The following is a 17106-nucleotide window of genomic DNA, read 5'->3' as shown; positions in this document are numbered from 1 at the left end:
TTGAGCACAATAGACGAGTATCAGATATGCGAAAGGCCGCGAAAGCGGCCTTTGTTAGCAAGATAATTACAAAGATATTTGCGATATTCGCCGCAAATTTTTATTCGATATGACCGAACTTAATTTTGGCTTTTTCACGTAAGCTAATCAGTAAAGACTCCAACATCGCGTTACCCATTTCACTCTGGTAACCATCAGTCATGCTTTTAATTTGCTCCCCAGATATAACCCCTGGAGTCACTTTATCCAATTGAATCAAAACAACATCATCCAAATTATTTTTCGCTAAACCATACTCTGCCTTATCTTTTTTTGGCTGTGGTAAAGCAAATACCGCATCAACCAATACATTATTTTGAGGCATACGCTGAATAACCTGAGATTCACCAAAATGGATGTCTGCATCCTTCATAGCTTGTTCACCTTTACCTTCTTTTAAGGCAGCAAGTAATCTCTCACTTTCAATTTGAAGCTGTTTTTCAGCTTTCTGACGCTTAACTAGTTCGACAACCTGTTCTTTAACTTTCTCAAATGGCTGTACTGTTTCTGGTTTGTAATTATCTACACGCAGAACAAACGCACGATCACCGTCAACTGAGATCACATCAGAGTTAGTGCCTGTTGGCCCTTGCCCATCAACAAGATTACCTTCAAAAATTGCATGAATAACAGAATTAAAGTTAATCTCTGCCGGCACATTATTGCGATCAAACCAATTAGTCGTCACAACTTTAATACCTGAAACTTCCTCAGCAGCAGCTAAAGATTCATTATCGCTGGTAGCCACATCACTGACCTTCTGTTGCAGAGCATAGAAAGCATCTACCGCCTTTTCCTGCTTAACTATTTTCTCAATTTCAGGGCGAATTTCAGACAAAGGCTTAGTTATTTGAGGCTTAACATCATCTAAATGGAAAATAGCGAAACCATTAGGAACTTTAATCACAGAAGAAGTTTGGCCTTTCTCTTTCAAGTTAGCTTTTTTCATCTCTTCAGGAAGAGAATCCGCTTCCATCCAGCCAATATTACCATTATTTTTCGCTGAAAACTTATCTGTGGATTTTTTAGTCGCCAATTTACCAAAATCAGCACCTTTATTCAGCTCATCAAGCACTACTTTGGCTTCTGTTTCAGTTGCAAGCTGAATCAGACTGTACTTTTTCTGCTCTGATTGAGTATAGCGCTTCAAGTTGTGCTCATAGTAAGTATCAATATCAGCGGATGTGGCTGAAACTTTATCCATTTCATTTACAGCATCCATTTTTATATAGCTGACTTTCACTTCTTCAGGAGCAATAAAGCTGTTCTTATTTCGAACATAATAATCCTGTAAATCTTTATCTGTCACTTCTTGCTGCGCCTGAATTTTCTTCAGCTCCAGTGTAGCCAGACGGACTGTTCTCTTTTGCAAAAGCAATTCAGCATTGAGTTTTGCTTCACCAGACAATGCTATTTCACTACCAGAAAAAACCATAAGTAATTGCTGATTAATTAAATTCTGGCGTGTTTGTTCAGCAAAAATATCCGGACTAAAATTGAAACGGTTGAGCAGTTCCAGATATTTGTTGTTATCAAATTTACCGTTTGTCTGAAAATAAGGGGTATTTCGGATAGAATCCTTAACTTGCTCATCACTGGCAGATAAACCCAATTCACGGGAATATTGCTCAATCAACACGTTATTAATCAGGCGTTCCAAAGCCTGGCTACGAATCTGCTTCATACTTTGTTCGTCACTTGCCAACACAGAGAATTTATCTCCCAGTTGTTCTTGCAACGTGTTTCTCTCTTGCTGAAACGCCTGCTCCAATTGAGTACGACTAATAGTCTGACCATTCACTTCGGCAGCATAACTATCAGTTCCACTTGTCAAGTAGCCCCCAACCCCCGTCAGTACAAAAGACAGGATAATGAGAGCCAGCACGATTTTAAGCACAGGACTGTTTGCCGCCGTGCGTAGGTTGTCCATCATAAAGAGGCAAAACTCCGCTTTGGTGAAATAGAAAACGCCATATTACGCTAATTCAAGCGTTAAGAGAAAAAAAGCGCACCAATCAATTGATGCGCTTCTATTTTAGCTTACCAAATCTGTCTCGTCAGTCTATGTTTACCAATATAACAGACGTTGACAAAGAATATTTGGTTTGTGTTACTCGTTAACCGCGTCTTTCAAACCCTTACCTGGACGGAAAGCAGGTACTTTAGCCGCAGCAATTTTGAGCTCTTTCCCTGTTTGAGGGTTACGACCAGTACGTGCAGAACGTTCACGAACAGCAAAAGTACCGAATCCCACCAGAGCAACATCATCGCCATCTTTCAATGCACCAGTTACAGAAGAAATGAATGCATCTACTACACGCCCGGCAGCGGCTTTAGAAATATTAGAGCCAGCAGCAATTTTGTCGATCAGTTGTGATTTATTCACTCTTATCATCCCCATATAGTATTTTACTATCGCATCAGAATCCTAACGGATAACCCGATAGCAGTGCCGTTATATCAATCCTTTCCGGTATTGGCAAGAAATCATAAAACAGCAAAATATTTATTAGACAATTCATCCAAGTTAACAATACAAAAAAAGCTGGTAAGCCTGAATTCACTTACCAGCCTATATTTCATCCATAGCTCTTGAGATCGTTCATTATTTTTATACTATTTAACTGACACTAATTCCGCGCCAAACGCAGGATCCTGCAATGTAATAGCTAAAACATCTTCAATACGCTTAACCGGATGGATCTGTAGATCCGCAATAATGTTTTGAGGAATTTCTTCCAGATCACGTTTATTCTCTTCCGGAATCAAGACTGTTTTAATGCCACCTCGATGCGCAGCCAATAGTTTCTCTTTCAAACCACCGATTGGCAAAACCAAACCACGCAGAGTAATTTCACCCGTCATAGCAACATCAGCCCGAACTGGATTACCTGTTAGACAGGAAACCAATGCTGTGCACATAGCGATACCTGCACTTGGGCCATCTTTTGGTGTTGCACCCTCAGGAACGTGGACATGAATATCCCGCTTTTCATAGAAATCAGAATTGATACCCAGTTTATCAGCCCGGGCACGAACAACAGTCAATGCAGCCTGAATGGATTCCTGCATAACCTCACCTAATGAACCGGTATAGGTTAGCTTACCTTTCCCTGGAACACATGCGGTTTCAATGGTCAATAAATCACCACCAACCTCAGTCCATGCAAGTCCTGTGACTTGACCAATACGGTTTTCTGTATCTGCACGACCATAATCCACACGTTGAACACCCAGATAATCCTTCAGATTATCTGCATTGATCTCAATGTGTTTTAAGCTCTTATCCATAAGCAATGTTTTCACCGTCTTACGGCACAGTTTAGAAATTTCTCGTTCTAAACTACGCACTCCGGCTTCACGGGTGTAATAACGGATAATGCCAATAATGGCACTGTCATCAATAGTTAATTCATCTTTTTTCAGGGCATTACGCTCAATCTGCTTGGGCAGCAAATGACGTTTGGCAATATTTAGTTTTTCATCTTCGGTGTAACCGGAAAGACGAATAATTTCCATACGATCCAGTAATGGTGCTGGAATATTCATAGAATTGGATGTTGCAACAAACATAACATCTGACAAATCATAATCGACTTCCAGATAATGGTCGTTAAATGCCACGTTCTGTTCCGGGTCTAAAACTTCCAATAAGGCAGAAGCTGGATCACCACGCATATCAGATGACATCTTGTCGATTTCATCCAACAGGAACAATGGATTTTTCACCCCAACTTTGGACATTTTCTGAATCAATTTACCCGGCATAGAGCCAATATAGGTACGGCGATGACCACGGATTTCCGCTTCATCACGAACTCCGCCCAGTGCCATACGCACATATTTCCGTCCGGTTGCCCGTGCGATAGATTGTCCTAAAGAAGTTTTACCCACACCTGGAGGCCCAACCAGACATAAAATCGGCCCTTTAATTTTACTGATTCGGCTTTGTACTGCCAGATACTCAAGGATACGTTCTTTCACGCGCTCCAAACCATAATGGTCAGTATCTAAAGTTTCCTGGGCTTTAACCAAATCTTTTTTAACTTTACTACGGACAACCCACGGAACCTGTACCATCCAATCAATGTAGCTACGGACAACCGTCGCTTCCGCCGACATAGGAGACATCATTTTCAGCTTTTGTAATTCAGCCTCCGCTTTTTCATGGGCTTCCTTTGGCATTTTTGCCGCTTCAATTTTGCGCTTGAGAGTCTCATACTCATCAGGCGCATCATCCATTTCACCCAACTCTTTCTGAATCGCTTTCATCTGTTCATTCAGGTAGTACTCGCGCTGGCTCTTTTCCATTTGTTTCTTCACGCGATTACGGATACGTTTTTCTACCTGTAACAGATCAATTTCCGATTCCATCATTGCCATTAGATATTCAAGGCGCTCAACAATATCAGACATTTCCAGAACAGTCTGTTTGTCACTGAGTTTCAATGGCATATGAGCAGCGATTGTATCAGCTAATTTAGCGACATCTTCAATATTGTGCAGTGAGGTCAAAACCTCCGGCGGAATTTTTTTATTGAGCTTAATGTAACCTTCAAACTGATTAATAGCCGTTCTGATCAGAACTTCCTGCTCACGCTCATCAACAATTGGTGAATCAAGATACTCAGCCTGAGCAGAAAAATGTTCGCCATTGTCAGTCAGAGTCGTAATACGGGCACGTTTCAACCCTTCGACAAGTACTTTTACGGTGCCATCTGGCAGTTTTAACATCTGTAAAATAGAAGCTACTGTACCAACGGAGAAAAGGTCATTAACCCCTGGCTCATCAGTTGAAGCTTCTTTTTGCGCAACCAACATGATCTGTTTGTCATGATCCATTGCTGCTTCCAGGCAGTGAATAGACTTTTCACGCCCTACAAACAGAGGGATCACCATATGCGGGTAAACCACTACATCGCGCAAAGGCAATACAGGAGTTTCTATGCGTTCGGAACGCTCAGGATTCATAGAGCTCTCTCTTCGTTTAGCTTTCGCCAGTTTTTAAGGAATCTCGTGAAATACGGTTCTCACGAGTTTCACTTCATAGAATATAAAATATATGGGGACAGGAATTTAACATTCAATGGTATGATACTTTAATTAAAAACAAAATGAGGGCAACCCCCTCATTTTATTCAATAATATCTCGTTTAGTGAATTCCCTGTCTTGGCCTCAATTATTCACCAGAAACCTGAGCATCCGGCTTGCTGTAAATCAGTAATGGTGCAGATTGACCATTAATAACAGATTCATCTACAACAACTTTCCCAACATTTTCCATTGATGGCAGATCGTACATCGTATTCAGCAATGCACCTTCAACAATAGATCGCAGGCCACGGGCCCCTGTCTTACGAAGCACCGCTTTCTTAGCGATAGCAATCAGAGCTTCACTTCTGAACTCCAAATCGACGCCTTCAAGGTTAAATAGTGCCTGATACTGCTTAGTCAGCGCATTTTTAGGCTCTTTTAGAATCTGAATCAACGCATCTTCACTCAGTTCATTAAGCGTGGCAACAACAGGTAACCGCCCAATAAACTCAGGGATAAGACCAAATTTAATCAGATCTTCTGGTTCAGCCTGTGCAAATAATTCGCCTTCAGTCGCTTTTTCTGACTCACCTTTGACTTTCGCACCAAAGCCAATACCGGTGCTGGTATTTAAACGCTGACTAATCACTTTATCCAATCCAGCAAACGCACCACCACAAATAAATAAGATCTTAGAGGTATCTACCTGTAAAAACTCTTGCTGTGGATGCTTACGCCCCCCTTGAGGAGGAACCGCCGCAATTGTACCTTCAATCAGTTTCAGCAGCGCTTGCTGTACACCTTCCCCTGAAACATCCCGGGTAATTGACGGGTTATCAGATTTACGTGAAATTTTGTCAATTTCGTCAATGTAAACAATACCGCGTTGAGCTTTCTGCACATCGTAGTCACATTTTTGCAGTAACTTCTGAATAATGTTTTCTACATCTTCGCCCACATATCCCGCTTCGGTCAGCGTAGTCGCATCTGCCATAGTAAAGGGAACATCAAGATAACGGGCCAGTGTTTCAGCCAGCAGTGTCTTACCACTCCCTGTTGGCCCAATAAGCAGAATATTACTTTTACCTAATTCAACACCGTTACTGGTATCACCATTACGTAACCGCTTGTAGTGATTATAAACAGCAACTGCTAACACTTTTTTCGCCGTTTCCTGGCCGATAACATAATCATCCAGATGCTGACGAATTTCATGAGGAGTTGGTAATGCACTACGCTCACGATGTGGTACAAGCTCTTTAATTTCTTCGCGAATGATGTCGTTACATAAATCCACACATTCATCGCAGATATACACTGACGGGCCAGCAATCAATTTCCGCACTTCATGTTGGCTTTTCCCGCAGAAAGAGCAATACAGCAGCTTTCCTGAACCGTCTTTGCGCTTATCTGTCATCAGTCACAACCTCACTTTAATCAACTGCTACCCCAGATTCATCTGGCAAAGCAGGAAACTCTGCTATTACCCCGAATGACATAGCCTTACCAAATAGTAAGGCGAATATTTATATTATAGCTTCCGGGAATAATAAATTAATCGCGATGGGTGAAAATCTTATCAACCAACCCATAATCTACGGCTTCACTTGCTGACAAGAAGCGATCACGCTCTGTATCTTTCTCAATTTCTTCAAGGGTTTTTCCCGTATGTTTTGCCATCAAATCATTCATACGCGATTTAACTTTAAGTATTTCCTGGGCATGGATCTCAATATCTGTAGCCTGCCCTTGGAAACCACCTAATGGTTGATGGATCATGACCCGGGAATTTGGCAAACAGATGCGTTTTCCTTCTGCGCCGGCGGTCAGCAAGAATGCCCCCATCGAACATGCCTGCCCCATACAAATGGTACTAACATCCGGTTTAATGAACTGCATAGTGTCATAAATGGACATGCCCGCAGTAATCACACCACCTGGGGAGTTAATGTATAAGAAAATATCTTTTTCCGGATTCTCTGCCTCAAGGAACAACATTTGGGCCACAATCAGGTTTGCCATATGATCTTCGACCTGGCCAGTCAGAAAAATAATACGTTCTTTTAACAGGCGTGAATAGATATCGAACGAACGTTCTCCACGTGCAGTCTGTTCAATTACCATCGGCACCAAAGCCATATGAGGCACATATTGATCCCGCTTGTCGCTATATGACATTTCCGTCTCCTAATAGAATTCATGTTGGTGCCATTCATAACCGATTCTACTTGAGATAAGCGATGATGACCATGATTCAAAAGTTAATCAATCAAAGGAGGATTACCCCTGAAAAATCTTGCAATCATATACATAATGTAGAAAAGGATCTGGGGTTAAACCCACTTTTTTCAAGAAAAATTTTGCCTTTTATTCATAAAAAAACCCGCAGATTTATCTGCGGGTTCAATTTCACAGAGATGATAAACTCGTTATCTCAAGCAAAGCCAACGCTTATGCCATTTGATTCTGATTCATTAACTCATTGAAAGTTGTTTCTTTTTCAGAAACTTTTGCTTTACCCAGAAGAACTTCAACAGCTTGTTCTTCCAGAGCAATATTACGCACATTACTCATCAATTCCTGGTTCTTACCATAGAATTCGATCACTTCCTGAGGATCTTCATAGGCAGAAGCCATTTCCTCAATCAATCCTTTAACACGCTCTTCGTCAGCTTTCAGTTCATTGCTACTGATAACTTCACCTAATAACAGGCCAACAACAACGCGACGTTTAGCTTGTTCTTCAAACAGTTCACGAGGCAATTCCAACGCTTGTTTTTCATTGCCACCAAAACGCTGGGCAGATTGACGACGCAGAACATCAATTTCGCCATCAACAACAGCGGCCGGAACTTCGATTTCGTTAGCTTTAACTAAGCCATCGATAACCTGAGATTTAATACGGTTACGAACTGCATTTTTCAGTTCACGTTCCATATTTTTACGTACTTCTGCACGCAAACCGTCAACAGTGCCATCAGCAATACCGAAACGTTTGATGAATTCTTCAGTCAACTCCGGCAATTCACGCTGTTCCACTTTTTTCAAAGTGATCGCAAACTTAGCTGCTTTACCTTTCAGATTTTCAGCGTGATAATCTTCTGGGAAGTTCACATCAATAGTGAACTCTTCACCAGTTTTATGACCAACAATGCCCTCTTCGAAACCTGGGATCATACGACCCTGGCCCATAGCCAGAACAAAGTCAGAAGCTTTGCCGCCTTCAAACTCTTCACCATCAACAGAACCATTGAAGTCAACAGTAACACGATCTTCTGCACTAACAGCTTCTTCGGTTTCTTTCCAGTCAGCCTGCTGCTTACGCAATGTTTCCAACATTGTATCAACATCTTCGTCTTTTACTTCAACAACAGGTTTTTCAACTTCAATGGCTTCCAGGTCTTTCAGCTCAACTTCCGGATACACCTCAAACTCTACAGAATAAGTGAAATCTTCGCCGTCTTTGAACTGCTCTGGCGCATAACTTGGCGCACCCGCTGGATTGATTTTTTGTTCGATGATTGCATTAATAAAGTTACGTTGCATCAGATCACCCAGAACATCTTGAATAACAGAAGCACCATAACGTTGTTTAACGATGTTCATAGGCACTTTGCCTTTACGGAAACCATCGATACGAACTTTTTTTGCTACATTGACCAACTCACTGCTAACTGCCTTTTCAACATCGGCAACAGGAACGGTGATTGTCACACGACGCCCAAGGCCTTGAGTGGTTTCAACAGAAACTTGCATCTTTTTACCTCAAAAAAATCATAGTGCTCGGTCAACTCCAGAGACCATACAACCGGCAGATGTTCTATGTGCCAATCGCAACACTCTCTAAGAACCGGGGCGGTCGCATTTAAAAACCGAGAATCCCTGATGTCAGAAGCATCCCGAAACCATTCTAAAAATTAGACGCAGCATTATAGCGATGCAGACGGTGTGAGTCGAGAATTGCTAACAAAAGCCCGAGGTATTCATCCATTTCATGCAACAACGATTTCTTTGCTATCAGAATTGCGTTCAAAATGTGTCACATATAAAACGCAAAAACGGCCCAAAGGCCGTTAATCGAGTACATGCTATTTTGATATCGCAATTTCAGAAGAATGCCCCAATTCAGTACTCAGGCCACATTACCACCCCGACAAGCCGGTGAAGCTAAAACAGTATCCTGCAATTCATTCCACTCCTTTTCGGTATAGGTATGTAACGCCAAAGCATGAACACCTGCGGCCAGTTCTGCCGATAATGTGCCATAAACGGAACGATGGCGGTTCAGCATGCGTTCACCAACAAACTTATTACTGATGATCACTACCTTAAAATGGCTTTCAGAACCTACGGGGACATTGTGACGATAACTTTCATCAGTAACCTCAAGATATGAGGGGTTAAATGCAGCCTGTAATTTCTCTTCTATATCCTGATACACCATAATCATTCTCCTTAACTACACAGCAATCGTAACTGCCAACCATATTAATGATTTTAGTCTATTCTTCATAAGTTATAGCGTCAGAACATTAAAATATCTTTAATCGAATCCCACATCGCTAAGGTTTTTATAATGTTTACCTCATCAGAGATATGCCATGATCAAAGGCAGTGCTATTATTGGCGTAGTTTATGCTTATTGATAAATATTACTGGACATCCTTATCACTGATGAGAAAATCAACATGTTGAAAAGAATATTATTTCCGCTTATAGCCCTTTTTCTTCTTGCCGGTTGTACTGCTCCCAGCAATACCCTGACCATCGAACCTAAAATTACGCTGCCAACAGCAGATCCAACTATGGGTGCTATTACCATCAGCATCAGTGGTGCCGACAATCGCCAATCTCAGACACTCGCTCAAGTTAACCGTAATGCAAAGCTGGAAATACTAAAACCGTCCCGTGATCTGCGTTTTCTGCTCCAGGAAATCTTGGAAAAACAGATGGCTGCCCGTGGTTATATGATTGGCTCTCCAGCCAATGCTAATCTGCAAATTATTGTGAACAACCTGTATGCAGATGTTAAAGAAGGCAGCTTACGCCATAATATTTCAACAAAAGCCGATATTTCCATTATCAGTGCAGCGCAAAACGGAAGTAAACAAGTTAAAAACTATCGCACTAGCTACAATGTACAAGGTCCTCTCGGAGCAACCAATGAGAAAATTGCTGATGCGGTAAATACTGTACTATCTGAAGTCATCGCAGATATGGCTCAGGATCCTTCCGTCAGTAATTTCATCAAACAAAATGCCCGCTAATTAAGGATTAATGACTTACTCTGTCCGCCAAGGACAGAGTTTTGGGAGGCTCATGTATTATCGTTATCTCACTGTTTTTACTCAACATAACTCACGTATCCTGCTTTTACTTGGCTTTGCTTCTGGTTTACCTCTCGCATTGACTGCCGGCACCCTACAAGCGTGGATGACCGTTGAAGATGTCGATCTTAAAACCATTGGCTTCTTTTCCCTTGCTGGCCAGGCATATGTTTTCAAATTTCTTTGGTCCCCTTTTATGGACCGTTTTGCCCCTTCTTTCCTTGGACGCCGCCGTGGATGGCTACTTATTACACAGTTATTACTGATAGCCAGTATTGCTGCAATGGGTTTTCTCCAACCATCTCAACATTTATGGTGGCTGGCCGCACTGGCCGTCGCCGTCGCTTTCTGTTCTGCGTCACAGGATATCGTCTTTGATGCTTATAAAACAGATTTACTCAGTAGCGAAGAACGGGGTGCAGGTGCTGCTGTTTCGGTACTTGGTTATCGATTAGCAATGTTAGTTTCAGGCGGGTTAGCATTATGGATTGCAGATCGCTATATAGGCTGGCAACACACATACTGGTTGATGGCTGGATTGATGCTGATCGGCGTCTATGCAACGTTAAGGGCCAAAGAACCTAAAGTTGAGGTCCCCCCACCCAAAACACTTCATCAGGCTGCAATAGAACCATTGGCTGATTTTTTCAGTCGTAATAATGCGTGGCTGATACTGCTATTAATTGTCATGTATAAAATAGGCGATGCCTTTGCTGCCAGTCTCAGCATCCCATTTCTTATCCGTGGTATTGGCTTTGATGCTGGTGAAGTCGGTATGATCAACAAAACACTGGGATTAGCCGCAACTATCGTCGGTGCATTATATGGTGGTTATTTGATGCAACGATGGAGTTTATTTCGCTCACTAATGATATTTGGCATTCTTCAAGCTATCTCTAATACTGGATACTGGCTGTTATCCATCACTCACAAAAATATCTACACTATGGGCAGTGCCATTTTTTTGGAAAATATCTGTGGTGGAATGGGAACCGCTGCATTTGTTGCCTTGCTTATGGCTTTATGTCACAAATCATTCTCCGCAACACAGTTTGCTTTATTATCTGCCTTATCGGCTGTTGGACGAGTATACGTCGGCCCAATTGCGGGTTGGTTCGTTGAATTACATGGCTGGCCAAACTTCTATCTGTTTTCCATAGCAGCCTCTGTTCCAGGTTTATTACTGCTATTTATCTGCCGCCAAACTCTGGCTTACACCCAACAAACCAATGATTTTATGCCGCGTACTGAGTTCGGAAATTTCTATCGTCTGGCTCTTGGCTTACTATCATTAGCAAGTATCCTTCTTACATTTTGGTTATTTATCATAATCACCAATGCTCTCAACTGGACTAATGCACCTAATCTGGCCGAACAATTACTATTGTTAGGAGCACAGTTCAGTATCGCCGGCATCATTTTAGGTAGCGTTCTGGATTATCTTGCATTAAGAAGGAACAAATTAGCTTAAGAAAGTAAAGATATTAAATTAACTTATTAAAGGTTGACTACGGTCAGCCTTTTTATACCCAGCTAAAAACTAAGTGATAACGATCACATTTCAGATAGTCATTTATCTAAAAGTGCTATTTTTGAGTAATTATTGGATTGTTCAATATTCATATCCGCGTAAAATCAGGCTACCATTTTTAAGGCTTACCACATAGCTTTAAAACTAAAAACCTCTTTTCATGGATGCGTTAGAGAAATTTATGAGAAAAACCCTTCTGGCTACTGCCTTATTTACTACTGTCTCAGTTCCAGCTTATGCTGAATATCAATGGGGCTTTGCCAATATCAGCATGAACTATCTTGACTGGACCAGCCACACCACACATAAATCAGGGCAAACCTCTCATAAAGACGACTTTGCCTATGTGGAACTGGAAGGCGGAACCGGGTTTGACTGGGGTGAATTATACGGGTTCTTTGATCTGGAAAATGCTTTCAACAGTAAGCATGCTCAACCAGGGGATAACCAAAGATACACCTTCAAAACAACCGGGCGCTTCTATCTGGCTGATACTGGTTTCAATCTCTACGGCCATGTTTACGGTACCTATTCCCTCCCAGGAAAAGCACATGGTGGGAATTTCCATGAGGTAAATACCCTGTATGGTATTGGCTACAACACTGACATCGCCGGTGTCTGGTTCAAACCATTCGTTGCACTACATTATGTTGATCAAACTTTCTACTCGGGTAATAACGGCTATGTTGTCGGCTGGGTGGCAGGTTATGATTTTCAGCTCTGGCAGGAAAAATTCAGTATAACTAACTGGAATGAAATAGAACTTAACCGGAATGAACGCTATGGCAATGGCGGGCGGGACGGTGTTAACGGCGCAGTAGCATTGTGGTGGACACCTCACCCATCTTTCACAACCGGCGTTCAATATCGATATGCCGATCATAAATTAGGTGAAGGGTTCTGGCAGGATGGGATTGTCTACACCATCAAATATAATTTCTAATTATTGATGTTAACTGTGAGCTACTTCTGGAGTAGCTTACAGTTAGTTTAATTTTTAAATAAAATTGCCGTTATAGAAATCTTTAAAGTAAACTTTTATATTTTTCCTTCCGCTGAAAAATATAAGAATATTTTAATATAAATTAATATTTCCATCACATTTCAGTCACACCTCGTTAAGCTTAAATAACCTTTTCAAGCTAGCTCTTGCTGCATCTTCCATTTACATGTGATCCCACTAACATAAAGGGTCAACAACCTATCAACTAACTATTACAAATGTTTACACTCCTGTGGCCTTACCGTAGAATGCCCACACTGATGAAACGACAATAGAGCTTTTGTTATTTGGAGTCGTTAGACTTATGAAATACAATAAAAGTATTGGGATATTGTCATTACTGGCAGCCACTCTTATGTTGAATGGTTGTGATATGGTATTGATGAATCCTAAAGGCGCTATCGGCGCTGAACAAAAAACGCTAATACTCACGGCTATTGGCCTGATGCTTATCATTGTTATTCCGGTAATCATCATGGCATTTACCTTTGCCGTGCGTTACCGCGAAGCCAACAAAAACGCTACCTATCGCCCTAACTGGGCACACTCAAATAAAATTGAGCTGGTAGTGTGGACGGTTCCTATCATTATCATTATCATTTTGGCGACTATTACCTGGAAAACAACCCACGAGCTTGATCCCTATAAACCACTGGTCAGCGACGAAAAACCAGTGACTATTGAAGTAATCTCTCTCGATTGGAAATGGCTGTTCGTCTATCCTGAGCAAGGTATCGCTACCGTTAACGAAATTGCTTTCCCTACTGGTGTTCCTGTTAACTTCAAAATCACCTCTGATTCTGTGATGAACTCATTCTTCATTCCACAGTTAGGTGGTCAAATCTACGCAATGGCGGGTATGCAGACTAAACTTCACTTAATTGCCAATGAACCTGGCACTTATAAAGGTTTGTCCAGCAGTTACAGTGGGCATGGCTTCTCTGGCATGAAATTTACTGCCACAGCTACCGCAGATCGTGAAGGTTTTGAACAATGGGTTCAAAAAGTGAAAGCCTCTCCCAAAACCCTGGATACCATGCAAGCATTTGATGAGTTAGCCAAACAAAGCCAGAACCATCCGGTTGAATACTTCTCAAGCGTTAAGCCTAACCTGTATCAAGACATTATTGCCAAATTTATGGGCGACATGAATATGCATGGCGGCCACAGTGCAACGACAGGTCATAACATGAATATGAGCGAAATTGCTCATGCCGGAGTTGAGGAATAAAGTAATGTTGGGAAAATTAACACTTGATGCAATCCCATTACATGAGCCCATTATCATGGTCACTCTTGCCGGGATTCTCTTCGGAGGGCTCGCAGTTGTCGGAGCCCTGACCTATTTCCGTAAATGGAAATGGCTGTGGAGCGAGTGGTTAACCAGCGTTGACCACAAAAAAATCGGTATTATGTATATCGTCGTGGCACTGGTCATGATGCTTCGTGGCTTTGCCGATGCCATTATGATGCGTGGTCAGCAGGCTGTCGCCTCTGCTGGCGAAGCAGGATTCCTGCCGCCGCATCACTATGACCAGATCTTTACCGCTCACGGCGTCATCATGATTTTCTTCATGGCAACACCTTTCGTTGTCGGCTTGATGAACATCGTGGTTCCACTCCAGATCGGTGCCCGTGACGTTGCGTTTCCATTCCTGAACTCACTGAGTTTCTGGTTCTTCGTCGTTGGTGTCGCTCTGATTAACATCTCACTGGGTGTGGGTGAGTTCGCTCAGACTGGCTGGTTAGCCTACCCTCCACTGTCAGGTATAGAGTATAACCCTGGCGTTGGGGTCGATTACTGGATATGGAGTCTCCAGATATCCGGTATCGGTACGTTACTGACAGGCGTTAACTTCTTTGCCACGATCCTGCGTATGCGTGCCCCTGGCATGTCTATGATGAAAATGCCTGTATTCTCTTGGGCAGCACTGTGTACTAACGTACTGATCATCGCAGCATTCCCAATTCTGACTGTGACCATTGCCCTGCTGACTTTCGACCGCTATATGGGCACCCATTTCTTTACCAATGATATGGGTGGCAACATGATGATGTACATCAACCTGATATGGGCCTGGGGTCATCCTGAGGTTTATATTCTGGTACTGCCGGTCTTTGGTGTCTTCTCTGAAGTTACTGCGACGTTCTCGAAAAAACGGCTGTTCGGCTATACTTCTCTGGTATGGGCAACCATTGCCATTACCGTGTTGTCGTTCATCGTATGGCTGCACCACTTCTTTACAATGGGTTCCGGCGCGAACGTTAACGCCTTCTTCGGTATCGCCACCATGATTATCTCGATTCCGACAGGGGTTAAGATCTTCAACTGGCTGTTCACGATGTATCAGGGCCGCATTGAGTATAAAACACCGATGTTGTGGACTGTCGGCTTCATCGTCACCTTCTCGATCGGTGGTATGACTGGGGTTCTACTGGCAGTTCCGGGTGCAAACTTCGTTCTGCATAACAGCTTGTTCCTGATCGCACACTTCCATAACGTTATCATCGGTGGTGTTGTCTTCGGTTGTTTCGCTGGTACTGCTTACTGGTTCCCGAAAGCATTTGGTTTCACACTAAATGAAAAATGGGGTGTCCGCGCATTCTGGTTTTGGCTCATTGGCTTCTTTATCGCCTTTATGCCAGTTTATGCACTCGGCTTTATGGGAATGACCCGTCGTATCAGCCAAGATATCAACCCTGAATTCCATACTCTGCTGGTTGTCTCCGCAATCGGTGTTGCACTGATTGCCGTTGGTATCCTGTGCCAGGTCATTCAATTCTACGTCAGTATCCGTGACCGTGACCAAAACCGTGACCTGACCGGCGATCCTTGGGGCGGACGTACTCTGGAGTGGGCAACATCTTCTCCACCACCATTTTATAACTTTGCTGAAGTTCCACATGTTCAAACCCGTGATGCATGGTGGGATATGAAAGAAAAAGGCACAGCTTATAAACGTCCTGCTAAATATGAAGAAATTCATATGCCTAAAAATGCCGGTGCAGGTGTGGTTATTGCTGGCTTCAGCTTGCTTTTTGGTTTCGCTATGATTTGGCATATCTGGTGGCTGGCTATCGCAGGCTTCGCTGGCATGATTATCACTTGGATCGCGAAAAGCTTTGATAACGATGTTGATTACTACGTACCCGTTGCTGAAGTTGAGCAAATTGAGAATCAACACCATGAACAAATTAGCAAGGCAGGTCTGAATCATGTCAACTGAAACTATGACTAACCATAATCATGCCCATGAGGATCATGGGCACCACGATGCGGGAGCCACTAAGGTATTCGGTTTCTGGATCTACTTGATGAGTGACTGTATTTTGTTCGCATGCCTGTTTGCGACTTATGCAGTGCTGGTTAACGGAACCGCAGGCGGCCCATCTGGTAAAGAAATTTTCGGCCTCTCTTTTGTACTGGTTGAAACTTTCCTGCTGCTATTCAGTAGTATCACCTATGGCTTTGCTATGCTGGGCATGAACAAAGGCAAAATCGGCCAGGTTAACGCCTGGCTCGGTATGACTTTCCTGTTCGGCCTTGGCTTCGTAGCAATGGAACTGTATGAATTCCATCATCTGATTGCAGAAGGCTACGGCCCTGACCGCAGTGCGTTCCTGTCCGGATTCTTCGCACTGGTCGCCACTCACGGTATCCACGTGACCTGTGGTCTGGTCTGGATTATCATCATGATGATTCAGGTAACACGCCGCGGCTTAACTGATGTTAATAAAACCCGTCTAAACTGCCTGAGCTTGTTCTGGCACTTCCTTGATGTGGTGTGGATCTGTGTGTTTACCGTTGTTTATCTGTTAGGAGCTATGTAATGAGTCATTCAAATACAGCTCATACTGGAGCTAGCCACGGTAGCCTGAAGTCTTATATTATCGGCTTTGTTCTTTCAGTCATCCTGACAGTGATTCCATTCTGGATGGTAATGGATGGTTCCGCCTCCCATGCCACTATCCTGACAACGGTAGTCGGTCTGGCTGTTGTGCAGATTCTTGTTCATTTTATCTACTTCCTGCACATGAACACTTCGTCAGAAGAGCGCTGGAACTTAGTAGCATTGCTGTTCACTATTTTGATTATCGGTATTGTTGTTGTTGGCTCGTTATGGATCATGTACAACCTCAACATTAATATGATGGTTGATTAAAGAGCTGC

14 protein-coding genes are annotated in these 17106 nt (G+C 42.7%); 7 read left to right on the top strand and 7 right to left on the bottom strand.

From position 1 onward, the window contains the following. Positions 1-100: 100 nt before the first annotated feature. The 7 genes from ppiD to bolA form a co-directional block, all read right to left on the bottom strand. Positions 101-1972: a peptidylprolyl isomerase gene (gene ppiD / locus PTE_RS01250; RefSeq protein WP_036842452.1), complete on the bottom strand. Its 1872-nt coding sequence runs from the start codon at positions 1970-1972 to the stop codon at positions 101-103. A gap of 177 nt (positions 1973-2149) precedes the next feature. Next, complete coding sequence (gene hupB, locus PTE_RS01245) at positions 2150-2425, bottom strand: nucleoid-associated protein HU-beta (protein WP_081738128.1); 276 nt, start codon at positions 2423-2425, stop codon at positions 2150-2152. A gap of 230 nt (positions 2426-2655) precedes the next feature. Further along, positions 2656-5010 (bottom strand): endopeptidase La, encoded by a 2355-nt coding sequence (gene lon / locus PTE_RS01240; protein WP_036842448.1) that lies wholly within the window; start codon positions 5008-5010, stop codon positions 2656-2658. A gap of 209 nt (positions 5011-5219) precedes the next feature. Further along, entirely contained in the window at positions 5220-6491 is a 1272-nt protein-coding gene (gene clpX, locus PTE_RS01235) for an ATP-dependent protease ATP-binding subunit ClpX (RefSeq protein ID WP_036842447.1), read from the bottom strand. Positions 6492-6628: 137 nt separating this feature from the next. After that, the gene (clpP, locus tag PTE_RS01230; protein WP_036842445.1) at positions 6629-7252 is read right to left on the bottom strand and encodes an ATP-dependent Clp endopeptidase proteolytic subunit ClpP; all 624 of its coding nucleotides are present in this window, start codon (positions 7250-7252) and stop codon (positions 6629-6631) included. A gap of 273 nt (positions 7253-7525) precedes the next feature. Further along, positions 7526-8830, bottom strand: coding sequence for a trigger factor (gene tig, locus PTE_RS01225; protein ID WP_036842442.1), 1305 nt, complete (start codon positions 8828-8830; stop codon positions 7526-7528). Positions 8831-9206: 376 nt separating this feature from the next. Further along, positions 9207-9518, bottom strand: coding sequence for a transcriptional regulator BolA (gene bolA / locus PTE_RS01220; RefSeq protein ID WP_036842439.1), 312 nt, complete (start codon positions 9516-9518; stop codon positions 9207-9209). Between the two features lie 244 nt (positions 9519-9762). On the opposite strand from bolA, the gene PTE_RS01215 reads away from it, so the two are divergent. The 7 genes from PTE_RS01215 (at position 9763) to PTE_RS01185 (ending at position 17098) form a co-directional block, all read left to right on the top strand. Further along, positions 9763-10341, top strand: a complete 579-nt coding sequence (locus tag PTE_RS01215; protein ID WP_036842437.1) for a lipoprotein — start codon at positions 9763-9765, stop codon at positions 10339-10341. Between the two features lie 52 nt (positions 10342-10393). Continuing rightward, the gene (ampG, locus tag PTE_RS01210; RefSeq protein WP_036842435.1) at positions 10394-11872 is read left to right on the top strand and encodes a muropeptide MFS transporter AmpG; all 1479 of its coding nucleotides are present in this window, start codon (positions 10394-10396) and stop codon (positions 11870-11872) included. Between the two features lie 241 nt (positions 11873-12113). Beyond that, on the top strand, positions 12114-12875 hold the full coding sequence (locus PTE_RS01205; RefSeq protein ID WP_036843444.1) for a nucleoside-specific channel-forming Tsx family protein: 762 nt from the start codon (positions 12114-12116) through the stop codon (positions 12873-12875). A 364-nt stretch (positions 12876-13239) separates the two neighbouring features. After that, positions 13240-14166 carry a cytochrome o ubiquinol oxidase subunit II gene (gene cyoA / locus PTE_RS01200; protein WP_036842426.1) on the top strand — a complete coding sequence of 309 codons (927 nt, stop codon included), beginning with the start codon at positions 13240-13242 and terminating at the stop codon, positions 14164-14166. Positions 14167-14170: 4 nt separating this feature from the next. Next, positions 14171-16162: a cytochrome o ubiquinol oxidase subunit I gene (gene cyoB, locus PTE_RS01195; protein WP_036842424.1), complete on the top strand. Its 1992-nt coding sequence runs from the start codon at positions 14171-14173 to the stop codon at positions 16160-16162. After that, positions 16152-16766 (top strand): cytochrome o ubiquinol oxidase subunit III, encoded by a 615-nt coding sequence (locus tag PTE_RS01190; protein ID WP_036842423.1) that lies wholly within the window; start codon positions 16152-16154, stop codon positions 16764-16766. Before cyoB ends, PTE_RS01190 begins: the two co-directional genes overlap by 11 nt. Continuing rightward, positions 16766-17098, top strand: coding sequence for a cytochrome o ubiquinol oxidase subunit IV (locus PTE_RS01185; protein WP_036842421.1), 333 nt, complete (start codon positions 16766-16768; stop codon positions 17096-17098). Before PTE_RS01190 ends, PTE_RS01185 begins: the two co-directional genes overlap by 1 nt. Positions 17099-17106: the final 8 nt, after the last annotated feature.

The sequence above is a fragment of the Photorhabdus khanii NC19 genome (genome assembly GCF_000517265.1).
Classification (GTDB): Bacteria; Pseudomonadota; Gammaproteobacteria; order Enterobacterales; family Enterobacteriaceae; genus Photorhabdus; species Photorhabdus khanii.
This window is presented reverse-complemented; position numbering and strand designations above follow the sequence as displayed.